This window comes from Streptomyces sp. NPDC107575, assembly GCF_055657265.1.
In genome coordinates this window covers 200,964-213,495 of record NZ_JBVKBG010000008.1, presented here as the reverse complement: position 1 = coordinate 213,495, position 12,532 = coordinate 200,964, and the positions used below count along the sequence as shown (strand labels likewise).

The window sequence follows — 12,532 nt, the reverse complement described above, 5'->3', positions numbered from 1 at the left end:
TCGAATCCTAGGCACGTCTCCACTTTACGAAGATGCGGCCCGCGACGGGAGCCGCCCGGGCCTCCCGGGCCCGTCCGACGCAGGACACACGGCAGGCACGATTCGCCTCCCGGCCCCGCCGCGCACCCCGTCAGCGCCCGAAACTCGCGAGCTTCGCCCGCAACTGCAGCACGGACTTCGTATGGATCTGACTGACGCGGCTCTCCGTGACCCCGAGCACGTTGCCGATCTCGGCCAGCGTCAGGCCTTCGTAGTAGTAGAGCGTGACAACGGTCTTCTCGCGCTCCGGCAGCGTATTGATCGCCCGCGCCAGGAACCGCCGCAGCTCCCGGTCCTCCGCGACCTCCACCGGGTTGTCCGCGGCATGGTCCTCGAGCGTGTCCAGGACACTGAGCCGGTCCCCACCGCCCTCACCCCCGACGTGCAGCAGCTCCTCCAGCGCCACCACGTTCGCCAGTGACAACTGACTGAAAACCGCGTGCAGTTCCTCCAGCGCGACCCCCATCTCCGCGGCCACCTCGCTCTCCGAGGGAGTGCGCCGCAGCTGGGCCTCGAGCGTGGCGTAGGCACGCTCGACGTTGCGCGCCTTCTGCCGCACCGAGCGGGGGATCCAGTCGAGCGCGCGCAGTTCGTCGATCATCGCGCCGCGAATGCGGGTGATCGCGTACGTCTCGAACTTGATCTCCCGCTCGATGTCGAACTTCTCGATCGCGTCGATGAGCCCGAAGACCCCGGACGAGACGAAGTCCGCCTGCTCCACATTGGGCGGCAGCCCCACGCTGACCCGGCCCGCCACGTACTTCACCAGCGGCGAGTAGTGCAGGATCAGCTGCTCGCGCAGCCGCTCGTCGCCCGTCTCCTTGTACGACCTCCACAGCTCCTCGAGGGAGGAGGGAGCCGGAGGCCGCACGCTGGAGCCGCGCGCGACGGGGGGTACCGCCGCCCGGTCGGACCCGGAGGTGTGTTGTGGCATGCGCCGCCTTGTGCCGTTCTGCTGCTGCGTACCCAGGAACCCGAAGGTGCTTGACGTACTGGTCGCTGTGATCGCTCTGCCTGTGAAGATGCCGTGTTGCCCGTCTGGTGATGACTGGTACCGAGCTACCCACCTGATTCCGGATGGAGGGGACGAACCCGGATCCTGGTGAGCGTAGCGTGACTGGAGCGTCGCAGTGTGCGAAGGGTGGGAGATCACCGTTGCGCAGATACGTTCCCTTCGTCGACTCGCGTGGCCGGTTCCTTCGCCCCGTCCGACCGGCGCGGAGCGCCAACTGCCGGAATTGCCAAGGTCATCGGGGGGTCATCCGGACGGCGCAACGCACCGCGTCAGGACACCTCCCCTCCGGGAAAGACCGATTCGATCGCCTGGCGTGTCAACTGCCAGCCGACGCCGTGTCGTTCGACGAACCCCAAAGAGCGCAGTTCGTACAACCTCCCGATCGTCTCGTCCTCGGCCGTCCCCGCACCGCGGGCCGCCTCCGCGACGCTGCACGACCCGCGCGCGGGGAGCGCGGCGAGCACCCGGGCCGCTCCGGGTGGCAGCAGATCACGAGGCAGCACCGGCCCCCGGCGCTCGGGCGCGAGCTCGCCCATGTCCCCGACCAGCTCGACGACTTCCGCGGCGTCGGTCACCAGCACCGCTTCCTTGCGCAGCAGTTCGTGCACTCCCGCGGAGACGCTGCTGGTCGCGGGCCCCGGAACGCCCATCGCGTGCCGCCCGAGGCGCTGCGCCCAACGGGCCGTGCCCAGCGCCCCGCTGCGATAGGCGGCCTCCACCACGACCGTTCCTCTGGTGAGCGCCGCGATCACCCGGTTCCTCAGGATGAACCGGCTGGGCGTCGGGTGGTCCCCGGGCGGCAACTCCCCGATCACGAGTCCCTGTTCCGCGATCCGGTCGATCAACTGCGTGTGCCCCCGCGGATAGATCCGGTCGATGCCGCAGGCGAGCACGGCCACTGTCGCCCCGGCCGCTCCGAGTGCCCCACGGTGTGCGGCCGCGTCGACCCCGTAGGCCCCGCCCGAGACCACGACCCAGCCGCGCTCGGCGAGCCCGGCCCCGAGGCTCGCGCCCATCCGCACCCCGTAGTCCGTGCAGGCCCGCGCGCCCACCACGGCCACCGAGCGCAGCGCCCACATCCGCAGGCTGGGCCCGCCCCGCACCCAGAGCCCCACCGGCCGCCCGTCCCCCAGGTCGTCCAACTGTCCCGGCCACTCCGCGTCCCCCGGGCACACGAACCGCGCCCCGGCCGACGCCGCCCGCGCCAGATCCCGCTCGGCCGGCGGCGCGTCCGCGGCCCGCGCGACAAGCCCCGCCCAGCGCTCTGCCCGCACCCCGGGCAGCGGCTCCTCGCTCTCGCCCGCCTCGATGCGCCGCACCGTCTCCACGGCCCCGAACTGGCGCAGCCACTGCCCGGCGACCTCCCAGCCCGGCTCCACGATCCGCGTGAGCCGCGCCCGCGCGAGCCGCACGTCGTCACCGCCTACCGCGCCCGTCACGCCCCGCCCTCCCTCGGCATCGCCCCGTCCGCGGCCCCGGCCCGCAAGGCCCCGCCCCCGGTCACGCCCCCGCCCCGATCGTCATCGGCACCCCGCGCGAGATCCCGGTCCGCAGTTGCAGCGCGAGCGCCACGTCCTGGGCGAACGGGCGGTCCCGCCCGGCGAGGTCGGCCACGGTCCAGGCCACCCGCAGCACCCGGTCGAGCCCCCGCGCGGTGAGGAAGCCGCGCTCCAGGTCGAGCTCCGCTTCGTCGAGGGCACCGGGCGCCGCGGGCCAGCGGGTGCGCAGGGCGTGGCCCGGCACCTCGCTGTTGGTCCGCCACGGGGTGTCCGCGAACCGGGCCGCAGCCCGCTGCCTGGCCTCACGCACCCGGTCCGCGACGACCTGGGTGCTCTCGCCCCGCGGCCCGTACCCCGCCAGTTCGTTGCGTGTGACGGCGTCGACCTCGACGCGGAGGTCGACCCGGTCGAGCAGCGGTCCCGAGAGCCTCGCCTGGTAGCGCCGGACCGTGGCCGGCGGGCAGTCGCACTCGCCGCCCAGCGCCCGGTACTGCCCACAGGGGCAGGGGTTCGCGGCGAGCGCCATCAGGAACCGCGCGGGCAGCCGCACCACCCCGGCGCTGCGCGCGATGGTCACATGGCCCGCCTCCAGGGGCTGGCGCAGGGCGTCGAGCGCCTGCCCGCTGAACTCGGGGGCCTCGTCGAGGAACAGGACGCCCCGGTGCGACAGGGAGACTGCTCCCGGCCGGGCTACTCCAGGACCGCCCCCGACGAGGGACTGCATGGTCGCGGAGTGGTGCGGTGCGCAGTACGGCGCGGTGTCGATCATCGACTTGCCCGGGGGCAGCATTCCCGCGACCGAGTGGATCGCCGTGACCTCCAGGGCCTCCTCACGGGTGAGCGGCGGCAGGATGGCGGGCAGCCGCTCGGCCAGCATCGTCTTGCCCGCGCCCGGCGGCCCGGACAGCATCACGTGGTGCCCGCCCGCCGCCGCGACCTCGATCGCCGTGCGGGCGGACAGCTGCCCGACGACCTCCGCGAGGTCGAGCCCCTGCCCGTCGTGCGCGGAGCCGCCGAGGCCCGTGCCGACGCCGCTGCCCGGCATGCTGAGGCCTGCGAGCAGCGGATCGGGCCGCCCCGACTCGTCCGCCTCCTCCTGCGGCACCGGCGCGTCCGTGAGCACGGCGATGAGCTGGCGCAGGCTGCGCACGCCGAGCACCGACACACCCGGCACGAGGGCCGCCTCGCCCGCCGTGCACTCCGGGACCACCACCTGCTCGTAGCCCGCGTCGGCCGCCGCGAGCACGGCCGGGAGCACGCCCCGCACGGGCCGCACCCGCCCGTCCAGGCCCAGCTCCCCGATCATCACGATGTCGGCGAGGATCTTCGGGTCGATCCGCTCGGCCGCGCCGAGCACGGCGCACGCGACGGCGAGATCGAAACCCGAACCGCCTTTGGGCACGGACGCCGGGCTCAGCCCCACCGTGAGCTTCTTCTGCGGCCAGTCGCCCCCGGAGTTGACCACCGCCGCCCTGACCCGGTCCCGGCTCTCCACCAGGCTCTTGTCCGGCAGCCCCACCAGCGTGAACGCGGCGATGCCCGGCTCCAGGTCCGCCTGCACCTCGACGACGACGCCCTCGACTCCCACGAGGGCCACGGAACACGTACGCGCGAAGCCCATCAGGACACCCCTCGCACATGCTCGACACGGGGCGCCCCGCGCTCCGGCAGCAGCACGCCGACGAGGTCGATCCGGACGCCGCCGGGCGGCGCTCCCCCGTGCTCCTGCACCCAGCGCTCGGCGAGATCGCGCAGCCGCGCCGCCTTGACCGGTGTGATCGCGGCCATCGGGTGCTCGAAGGCCCCGGCCGCACCGCTCGGTCCGCTGCGGGTCTTGACCTCGCAGACGACGATCGCGTCGCCGTCCCGCGCCACGATGTCGATCTCGCCCGACCTGCCCGCGCGCCAGTTGCGCGCGAGCACCGTCATGCCGGTCTCGGTCAGCCGCCTCGCGGCCAGATCCTCGCCGTACTTCCCCAGTGCTCCCCGTGCGTTCACGTCGGCACCACCTCCGGCACCCACGCTGACGCCCGGGCCGGAAAGAAGTGGATCTCGGTGAACTACCTACGGGTTGTGGAAAACTCAGCCACTCGGAAGTTCGAGGTCGCTCTTGTTCAGCTCCTCGATGTTCACGTCCTTGAACGTGAGCACCCGGACCTGCTTCACGAATCGAGCGGGCCTGTACATGTCCCAGACCCAGGCATCCGCCATCGACACCTCGAAGAACACCTCGCCCTGGACCGAGTGCACCTGCATCTCGTAGTCATTGGTGAGGTAGAAGCGCCGCTCGGTCTCGATCACGTATTTGAACAGACCGACGACGTCGCGGTACTCCCGGTAGAGCTTCAGCTCCATCTCGGTCTCGTACTTCTCGAGGTCCTCGGCGCTCATGGCATGTTCCCCTTCAGCCGTGCGTCCCCCCATTGTGCGCCAGCCTCGTGCGCCTCTAGACGATTTCCGTGTCGAGGACCTCGGGCCGGCTCGGGGGACCTTCGTCGAGCAGCCGCTTCAGCAGCCCGGCGAGTCTGGTCGGATACACCGTCTCATGCGCCTCGGCCAGTTCCCGGCACGTCCACCAGCGTGCTCCCGCGACGCTGCGGCGCTCCAGGTCGGTCAGGCCCGTCCCGTTCAGCTCCCCGAGCTCCGCCGAGGCCTTCCTCGTACGGGCCAGGAAGTACCACTCGTCCTGGTCCCAGCGCCGACCGTCGAAGGGGAAGGAGCAGATCCGCTGCCACAGCACAGGCCCCAGTTCGACGTCGGTGATGCCGGTCTCCTCTGCCAGTTCCCGCAGGGCGGCCTCTTCACGCGTCTCGTCGCCCTCCAGGCCGCCGCCCGGCGTGAACCACCAGTCGTTCGCCGTGTCGCCCGGCTCGTGCCCGTGCAGGAGCAGGATCCGCTCCTGCGGGTCGAGCAGCACGACGCGGGCGACCTTGCGCAGTTCGCGGCCGACGTCAGGCACGGGCCGGCTCCGGGGCCCCGCCGCGCGAGCGCCGCGAGCGCTTCGCGATCGGACCGTACGCCGCGCCGCCGAGCACGAGCACCGCACCCGCCACGATGGCCGCCAGCACCGTCTTCACGGGCCCCGGCTGCGAGATGCCGCCCGGCAGCGCCTCGAACCCGGTCGGCTTCTGCATCCCGGCCATGGGCCACGCCAGGGCGTCCACCCGGCCCTGCACGGCGCCGCGCTCCACCGAACCGTTCTCGCTGTCGCCGATGTGCGCGCTGGAGTCCAGGGAGTCGGAGCGGTGGTCGCCGAGCAGGAAGAGCCGGCCCTTCGGGACGGTCGTGTTCCTGATGCCGGTGAGCGAGGCGCTCTCGCCCTTCGGGAGGTAGGGCTCGTCGATCTGCTCGCCGTTCACGGTCAGCTTGTTCTGCGTGCAGCAGGAGATCTTGTCACCGCCGACGCCGACCACTCGCTTGACCATCGGAACGTTTCCCCAGGAGTTCTCCTGGAAGACGACGACGTCGCCGCGCTTGACCTCGCTGCCGTCGATCCGCTCCGCGAGCACCCGGTCGCCCGCCTTGATCGTCGGGTCCATGGAGTCCGTGGGCACGGTGTACGGCTGGTACAGAATGGCGCCCCAGACGAACCCGCCCAGGAACAACACACAGCCGAGGGCCACGGCTATGCCGGACAGCGCGCTGCCGACCTTGCCGTGACCCTCATTCGTACGACGCGTCCTGCTCATCCCAGTTGCTCCCGCGGTTCGGAGAAGTCGATCTCGTCGAACCAGCCCCGGAACGGTGCGGACCACGGAAGATCGGCGATCTGGGACGGCACCCTACCGGGCGCCACCAGCCGCAGAAACCCTGGTGTTCCCCTCGGTAACGCGCCGATTGATCTTGCGCCTGCGCCACAGCACCAGGGGCGCCGCGCCCGCGAGTCCGAGCGCACCCGGAGCCACGTTCGCCACGGCATTGAGGCCGGACTGGTCGAAGGTGTCCGGCACCGGCAGCGTCGACCAGTGCGTGGGCGGCCAGGCTACGACGATGGCGCGACCCACGACGTTGTCCACGGGGACGAAGCCGCCGTTCTTGTCGTTCTGGTGGTAGCGGGAGTCCATGGAGTCCTGACGGTGGTCACCCATGACCCAAACTTTGCCCTCGGGAACCTTCACCTTGAACGTTCCACCGGCGTTGTCGTCGCTGCACGGGGTGTTGCCCGGGTAGACGTACGGCTCGTTCAGCGCCTTGCCGTTGATCTTGAGCGGGCCCGTGCCGTTGCACTCGACGGTGTCGCCGCCGACTCCGACGACGCGCTTGATGAGGTCCTTCTCGTTGGCCGACGGCATCAGGCCGATCCAGCTGAGCACCGTCTGCACGGCGTTCGGCTCCGGCGTCGGCTCGCCCTCGAGCCAGCTCGCCGGGTCGTGGAAGACGATGACCTCGCCGCGCTCAGGCTCCGAACCGAACCACGGGGTGAGCTTGTCGACCAGGACCCGGTCGCCGATCTTCAGCGTGTTCTCCATCGACGCCGAAGGGATCGAGAACGCCTGGACCAGGAACGTCTTGATGACAAGCGCCAGGATGAGCGCGATACCGATGAGCAGCGGCAGTTCCTTCCAGAAGGAACGCTGCTTCTTCGAGCCACCCTTCGATCCGCCGCTCGACTCCGCCTCCCGCAGGGGATCGGCCGTCGCGGCGTCACCCGCCTCCGTCGACCCCGGACCCGCCGCGTCGTCGGATCGCCCGGGCTCCTCTTCGGGACCATGCCCTGACCGTGCGCCGACCGCCAAGTCCCCCACATCCACTCCTCACTCCGTGCCGCCGCCTGATCCGTATCCGATGCAGGCCCACCACTCCCATAACGAGCGGGAGTTCCGCAGGGGTCGGGAGGGGGATAAATCCGTCCGAATCCGAAGCGTTCGAGCCCGGTCCGGCACCGTACGTGGGGGCCACCCTATGCGACGTTCCTGAGGCCGCGGTCGACCCGTCTCCTTGCGCGTCGGCCACGGCGGCGAAGGTCGGCGGCTCCGACAGCGAGGCCCAGTGTCCGATCGGCCACCCGATGAACCGGGCCCGCCCGACGACGGACTCCTCGGACACGGTCCCGTTGAACGCCTCGGTGAGGTGATAGCGGGAGTCCGCCGAGTTGGCGCGGTGGTCGCCCATCACGAAGAGGCGCCCCTTGGGCACCTTCACGGAGAAGTCGAACTTCGAGGGGGCGTTGCCGGGATGGATGTACGCACGCTCTTCGAGCGGTGTCCCGTTGACCGTGACGCGGCCCTGTGTGTCGCAGCACTTCACGGTGTCGCCGCCGACGCCCACGACCCGCTTGATGAGGTCGCGTTCGTTGTCGGACGGCAGCAGCCCGATCCAGGTCAGGCCTTCCTTGACCTGCTTCACACCGACCGGGGCTTCCTTCTTCTGACCGGCCTCCTGCTCGAGCCACTTCCCCGGGTCGTTGAAGACGACGACGTCGCCGCGCTGCACCTGCGCGCCGAACCAGGGGGTGAGCTTGTCGACCAGGACCCGGTCACCGATCTTGATCGTCTGTTCCATGGAGCCCGACGGGATGACGAAGGCCTGCACCAGGAACGTCTTCAGGACGAGAGCGATGGCCAGGGCCACGCCTATGAGGAGGGGTATCTCCTTGAGCACGGAGCGCCTTCGGCGGCGCTTCACCTTGCGGGCGAGCTTGCGCCGCTCGGCCCTCCCGGGCTGCTCGGGGCCGCTGGTGGGCCTGCTGCCTGTGGGCAGCCGCTCGTCGCCGCGGTGGCTGCGCGATTTGCCCCGCCTACCCATGGGCGCCGCCGGGTGCGGGCACGCGCGCGTAGACGTCCGTACGGGACAAGGAGTGCCAGTGCCCGGTCGGCCACGCGATCCACTCGGCCCTGCCGATCACCTGGTCCACGGGGACGAAGCCGCCGCCGGGCGCGCCCAAGTAGTCGCGGGAATCACGGGAGTCGCTGCGATGGTCGCCGAGCAGGAAGAGGGTGCCTTCGGGGACCACGATGTCGAACGGCACCTTCGATGGCGCGTCCGTGGCGTGCAGCACGGCTCGCTCGTCCACGGGCTTCCCGTTCACCTCGAGCCTCCCCTTGCTGTCGCAGCAGACCACCCGGTCTCCCCCCGTGCCCACGACGCGCTTGATGTAGTCGCCCTCTCCGAAGTACCCGCTGCCGTCGAAGACGACCACGTCGCCACGGGTCGGCTCGGCACCGAAACGGTACGCCAACTTATTTACGAGAACGCGGTCCCCGACCCTCAATGTGCTCTCCATGGAGCCGCTGGGGATCTGGAACGGCTGCATCACGAAGACGCTGAAGGCCAGCAGGAGCGCCAGGCACAGCAGCAGGCTCAGGGTGATGCGGCCGCCCGGCAGCCAGTCGAGCACCCCGGAGAGCAAAGAGGAGCGCGACCGGTCCTCCTCGCCCTGTGAGGTGTTCTCATGGGGCTCGGAGGAGCGGTCGCGCTCCTCGTGCTGTGCTTCGGTGTCCATCGAGGCCAGATGCTATCCGGCCGCCCTGTGGACGCCGCAGGCGAGATGCGCCGGCGCCCCCTGGGGGCGCCGAGCGGCTCAGTTCTCGCGCTTCTCCTTGATCTTCGCGGCCTTGCCGCGCAGGTCACGGAGGTAGTACAGCTTGGCGCGGCGGACGTCACCCTTGGTGACGAGCTCGATCTTCTCGACGATCGGCGTGTGCACCGGGAAGGTGCGCTCGACGCCGACGGAGAAGGAGACCTTGCGGACCGTGAAGGTCTCGCGGACGCCGGCGCCCTGGCGGCGGATGACTACGCCCTTGAACTGCTGCACACGGGAGCGGTTGCCCTCGATGACGCGGACGTGGACGTTGACGGTGTCGCCGGGGCGGAAGGCCGGGACGTCGCTGCGCAGCGACGCGGCGTCGACGGAGTCGAGCAGGTGAGACATGATCGTCTGCTTTCTTCGCCGATGCCACAGGTCATCGGCGGGAGGTAAATGATGAGTTTCGGTAGCTGATCGCGTCGGGCCTTGCGTCGTTCCCCCTGTGGCAGGGGCGCAGGCTGGACGTACAGCAGCGGCCTATTCTTCCACGACCTCGGGCGTCGGCCCAAATCGTCCGTCGGGACGTGGCCCCCAGCCCAGGATCGAGAGCATTTCGCGGTCCTTCTTGTCGAAGGCCTTGGGGTCGGTGCGCTCGATCAGATCGGGCCGGTTGCGCGTGGTGCGGCGCAGCGCCTCGTCGCGACGCCACCGCGCGATCTTGCTGTGGTGGCCGCTGAGCAGCACGTCGGGGATGTCCCGGCCGCGCCACTCGGGGGGCTTGGTGTAGACGGGGCCTTCCAGGAGGTTGGCCATGGCGCCGGGCGCGAAGGAGTCGTCCTCGTGCGAGGCGCTGTTGCCGAGGACGCCGGGCAGCAGCCGGGCCACGGCCTCCGTGATCACGAGCACGGCGGCCTCTCCGCCCGCGAGGACGTAGTCGCCGATGGAGACCTCGTAGACGGGCATCCGGGTCGCGTACTCGTCGATGACGCGGCGGTCGATGCCCTCGTAGCGCGCGGGCGTGAAGACCAGCCAGGGGCGCTCGGAGAGCTCCACCGCGAGTTCCTGGGTGAAGGGGCGCCCGGAGGGCGTGGGAACGACCAGGACGGGCCCCTGGGCGCCGTTCTCGTACCCCTCGGCCAGTACGTCGTCGAGGCAGTCGCCCCACGGCTCGGTCTTCATGACCATGCCGGGGCCGCCGCCGTAGGGGGTGTCGTCGACCGTGTTGTGCCGGTCGTGCGTCCACTGCCGCAAGTCGTGCGCGTGGACATCCAGTTGGCCACGCGCGCGTGCCTTGCCGACGAGGGAGACGTTCAGCGGTTCCAGGTACTCGGGGAAGATCGTGACGACGTCGAGCCTCATGCGCCCTCTTCCTCCGCGTCGTCTCGGGAGGACGCGATCTCGGCGCGGTCGTCGATCAGCCCGGGCGGCGGGTCGATGACGGCCTTCTGCTCCTCGAGGTCGATCTCGGTGACGATCTCCTCGACGAACGGGATCATGACCTCGCTGCCGTCGGGCCGCTCCACGATGAACAGGTCCTGCGAGGGCAGGTGCGAGATCTCCGTGATCCGGCCGACCTCGGTGCCGTCGACCGTGACGACGTCGAGGTCCATCAGCTGGTGGTCGTAGAACTCGTCCTCTTCCTCGGGGAGTTCCTCGGGGTCCACCTCGGCGATCAGGAGGGTGTTGCGCAGCGCCTCGGCCGCGGTCCTGTCCCGTACGCCCTCGAAACGCAGCAGCAGCCGGCCGCTGTGCACCCGGCCGGTCTCGATGGTGAGCGGCCCCGCGGAGGCCGGGTCGGTGGCGAGTCGCGCGCCGGGGCCGAGCCGCAGCTCGGGCTCGTCGGTGCGCACCTCGATGGTGACCTCGCCCTTGATGCCGTGGGCGCGGCCGATGCGCCCCACTACCAACTGCACGTCGGAAACTCTCCTGTCAGCCCATCACGGGGCACAAACAACTCAGGCCGGGGACGGCTCGAAAGCCCTCCCCGGCCCGAGCCGGTGTTCAACTTTTCTCAGCGAACCTGGTCGACGTCGACGAGGTCGACGCGGACACCACGGCCGCCGATGGCACCCACGACGGTACGCAGGGCGCGCGCGGTGCGGCCGTTGCGGCCGATCACCTTGCCGAGGTCGTCGGGGTGGACCCGGACCTCGAGGACGCGCCCCCGGCGCAGGTTGCGCGAGGCGACCTGCACGTCGTCGGGGTTGTCGACGATGCCCTTCACGAGGTGCTCAAGAGCCTCCTCGAGCATGCTCAGGCCTCGGTCGACTCGGACGGGGCCTCGGCCTCGTCCTTCTTCTCAGCCTTCTTCTTCTGGGTGATGGCCTCACCCTTGGGCTCGTCCTCGGTCGCCAGCGCCTCGAAGGAGGGGCGGGCGGCCTTCGGCTCGGCAACCTTCATCGGCGCGGGGGCCGGCAGACCCTTGAACTTCTGCCAGTCACCGGTGACCTTGAGGATGGCCGCGACCGGCTCGGTCGGCTGCGCGCCGACACTCAGCCAGTACTGGACACGCTCGGAGTCGACCTCGATGCGCGACGGGTTCTGCACCGGGTGGTACAGGCCGATCTCCTCGATCGCACGGCCGTCACGGCGGGTGCGGGAGTCGGCGACGATGATGCGGTAGTGAGGCGAACGGATCTTGCCCAGACGCTTCAGCTTGATCTTGACTGCCACGGGAGTGGTGTCTCCTGGTCTTGACGTGGGTGGGCACGGCGAGATTGCCGCGTGGGGTTGCGGTACCCGAGTGCCCGATGGACGCGTCAGCCGGAGGAGAGAGGGGTCCTGTGCGACTGTCGAGTACAGCTTGCCATTGTGCCACAGGTCTCCGGGGCGGCCGAATCCCCCTCGGCCGCCCCACCAGGAGTGCGACTCAGCCCGCCGCGACGCCGACGATCTCCGGGATGCGGAACGGCTTCCCGCAGCCGCCGCACATGATCGGGGCCTGGGCGAGCACCGAGGGAACCACCCGGACGTTGCGCCCGCAGTCGCAGACCGCCTTGACGCGGACGCCGCCCCCGGAGGAGCCGTGCCGCGCGGCCGGGCCGCGGAAGCTGCGCTTGGTGTCCGCGGCCGTCGCCACGGTGTGCGCCTTCAGGGCGCGCTGGATCCGCTCGATCGTCTGCCGGTAGCGCTGCTTCGCCTCCGGGTTGAGCGTGACCAGTGAGAAGCCGCTGCTGGGGTGCGGCTCCTCGGGGTGGTCGAGGCCCAACTCCTCGGCGATGGCCAGGAATCTGCGGTTGTGATAGCGGCCGGCGCGCGATGTGTCGCGGACCCCGCGCGCGGCTGCGATGCCGTGGACTGCCTCGTGAAGGAGTCGCTCGAAGGAGAGCTCGCGTCCACAGGCGGACGACGACTCGCCGATCAGGGATTCGGGCGCGGCAAGATCCGGCAGCTCGGGGTGGTGCCGCTGAATGTCGGCCCACGCCCCTGCCAGCTCTGCGGCGAGAACAGGTGGTGTCGTGCTCACGTCGTGACAACGAGCCGGGGTGCCTCCGTGTTCCTATTCCGGGGCAT

Annotated in this window: 16 protein-coding genes; all 16 read right to left on the bottom strand. The window is 70.5% G+C overall.

Features of this window, described 5'->3' with window-relative positions:
* Nucleotides 1–130: 130 nt before the first annotated feature.
* Complete coding sequence (whiG, locus tag ACZ7L4_RS35745; RefSeq protein ID WP_385761161.1) at nucleotides 131–973, bottom strand: RNA polymerase sigma factor WhiG; 843 nt, start codon at nucleotides 971–973, stop codon at nucleotides 131–133.
* A gap of 350 nt (nucleotides 974–1,323) precedes the next feature.
* A complete protein-coding gene (gene dprA, locus ACZ7L4_RS35740; RefSeq protein ID WP_472109089.1) occupies nucleotides 1,324–2,493 on the bottom strand; it encodes a DNA-processing protein DprA in 1,170 nt (389 codons plus the stop codon).
* Nucleotides 2,494–2,554: 61 nt separating this feature from the next.
* On the bottom strand, nucleotides 2,555–4,174 hold the full coding sequence (locus ACZ7L4_RS35735; RefSeq protein ID WP_472109087.1) for a YifB family Mg chelatase-like AAA ATPase: 1,620 nt from the start codon (nucleotides 4,172–4,174) through the stop codon (nucleotides 2,555–2,557).
* Complete coding sequence (locus ACZ7L4_RS35730; protein ID WP_472109085.1) at nucleotides 4,174–4,551, bottom strand: YraN family protein; 378 nt, start codon at nucleotides 4,549–4,551, stop codon at nucleotides 4,174–4,176. The genes ACZ7L4_RS35735 and ACZ7L4_RS35730 overlap by 1 nt, the downstream gene beginning before the upstream one ends.
* Before the next feature lie 84 nt (nucleotides 4,552–4,635).
* On the bottom strand, nucleotides 4,636–4,944 hold the full coding sequence (locus tag ACZ7L4_RS35725; protein ID WP_003993268.1) for a DUF2469 domain-containing protein: 309 nt from the start codon (nucleotides 4,942–4,944) through the stop codon (nucleotides 4,636–4,638).
* A 55-nt stretch (nucleotides 4,945–4,999) separates the two neighbouring features.
* A complete protein-coding gene (locus ACZ7L4_RS35720) occupies nucleotides 5,000–5,512 on the bottom strand; it encodes an NUDIX hydrolase (protein ID WP_472109083.1) in 513 nt (170 codons plus the stop codon).
* Complete coding sequence (gene lepB / locus ACZ7L4_RS35715; RefSeq protein WP_472109081.1) at nucleotides 5,505–6,242, bottom strand: signal peptidase I; 738 nt, start codon at nucleotides 6,240–6,242, stop codon at nucleotides 5,505–5,507. The genes ACZ7L4_RS35720 and lepB (ACZ7L4_RS35715) overlap by 8 nt, the downstream gene beginning before the upstream one ends.
* Nucleotides 6,243–6,335: 93 nt before the next feature.
* A complete protein-coding gene (gene lepB, locus ACZ7L4_RS35710; RefSeq protein ID WP_472109079.1) occupies nucleotides 6,336–7,298 on the bottom strand; it encodes a signal peptidase I in 963 nt (320 codons plus the stop codon).
* Nucleotides 7,198–8,298, bottom strand: a complete 1,101-nt coding sequence (gene lepB / locus ACZ7L4_RS35705; RefSeq protein ID WP_472109078.1) for a signal peptidase I — start codon at nucleotides 8,296–8,298, stop codon at nucleotides 7,198–7,200. Before lepB (ACZ7L4_RS35705) ends, lepB (ACZ7L4_RS35710) begins: the two co-directional genes overlap by 101 nt.
* Entirely contained in the window at nucleotides 8,291–8,995 is a 705-nt protein-coding gene (gene lepB / locus ACZ7L4_RS35700; protein WP_472109076.1) for a signal peptidase I, read from the bottom strand. Before lepB (ACZ7L4_RS35700) ends, lepB (ACZ7L4_RS35705) begins: the two co-directional genes overlap by 8 nt.
* A gap of 78 nt (nucleotides 8,996–9,073) precedes the next feature.
* Complete coding sequence (gene rplS / locus ACZ7L4_RS35695; protein WP_031485105.1) at nucleotides 9,074–9,424, bottom strand: 50S ribosomal protein L19; 351 nt, start codon at nucleotides 9,422–9,424, stop codon at nucleotides 9,074–9,076.
* 132 nt (nucleotides 9,425–9,556) lie between these two features.
* The gene (gene trmD / locus ACZ7L4_RS35690; protein WP_472109074.1) at nucleotides 9,557–10,378 is read right to left on the bottom strand and encodes a tRNA (guanosine(37)-N1)-methyltransferase TrmD; all 822 of its coding nucleotides are present in this window, start codon (nucleotides 10,376–10,378) and stop codon (nucleotides 9,557–9,559) included.
* Complete coding sequence (gene rimM / locus ACZ7L4_RS35685; protein WP_472109072.1) at nucleotides 10,375–10,932, bottom strand: ribosome maturation factor RimM; 558 nt, start codon at nucleotides 10,930–10,932, stop codon at nucleotides 10,375–10,377. The genes trmD and rimM overlap by 4 nt, the downstream gene beginning before the upstream one ends.
* A 98-nt stretch (nucleotides 10,933–11,030) precedes the next feature.
* Entirely contained in the window at nucleotides 11,031–11,270 is a 240-nt protein-coding gene (locus ACZ7L4_RS35680; protein ID WP_014176063.1) for an RNA-binding protein, read from the bottom strand.
* Between the two features lie 2 nt (nucleotides 11,271–11,272).
* Nucleotides 11,273–11,692 (bottom strand): 30S ribosomal protein S16, encoded by a 420-nt coding sequence (gene rpsP, locus ACZ7L4_RS35675; RefSeq protein WP_385761190.1) that lies wholly within the window; start codon nucleotides 11,690–11,692, stop codon nucleotides 11,273–11,275.
* A 196-nt stretch (nucleotides 11,693–11,888) separates the two neighbouring features.
* Nucleotides 11,889–12,485 (bottom strand): hypothetical protein, encoded by a 597-nt coding sequence (locus ACZ7L4_RS35670; RefSeq protein WP_472109070.1) that lies wholly within the window; start codon nucleotides 12,483–12,485, stop codon nucleotides 11,889–11,891.
* Nucleotides 12,486–12,532 lie beyond the last annotated feature (47 nt).

Coding starts and splice junctions, on each gene's coding strand:
- whiG (WP_385761161.1), bottom strand. CDS start 973: ATGCCACAACACACCTCCGGGTCCGACCGGGCGGCGGTACCCCCCGTC.
- trmD (WP_472109074.1), bottom strand. CDS start 10,378: ATGAGGCTCGACGTCGTCACGATCTTCCCCGAGTACCTGGAACCGCTG.
- ACZ7L4_RS35735 (WP_472109087.1), bottom strand. CDS start 4,174: ATGGGCTTCGCGCGTACGTGTTCCGTGGCCCTCGTGGGAGTCGAGGGC.
- ACZ7L4_RS35680 (WP_014176063.1), bottom strand. CDS start 11,270: ATGCTCGAGGAGGCTCTTGAGCACCTCGTGAAGGGCATCGTCGACAAC.
- ACZ7L4_RS35725 (WP_003993268.1), bottom strand. CDS start 4,944: ATGAGCGCCGAGGACCTCGAGAAGTACGAGACCGAGATGGAGCTGAAG.
- rplS (WP_031485105.1), bottom strand. CDS start 9,424: ATGTCTCACCTGCTCGACTCCGTCGACGCCGCGTCGCTGCGCAGCGAC.
- lepB (WP_472109081.1), bottom strand. CDS start 6,242: ATGAGCAGGACGCGTCGTACGAATGAGGGTCACGGCAAGGTCGGCAGC.
- lepB (WP_472109076.1), bottom strand. CDS start 8,995: ATGGACACCGAAGCACAGCACGAGGAGCGCGACCGCTCCTCCGAGCCC.
- lepB (WP_472109078.1), bottom strand. CDS start 8,298: ATGGGTAGGCGGGGCAAATCGCGCAGCCACCGCGGCGACGAGCGGCTG.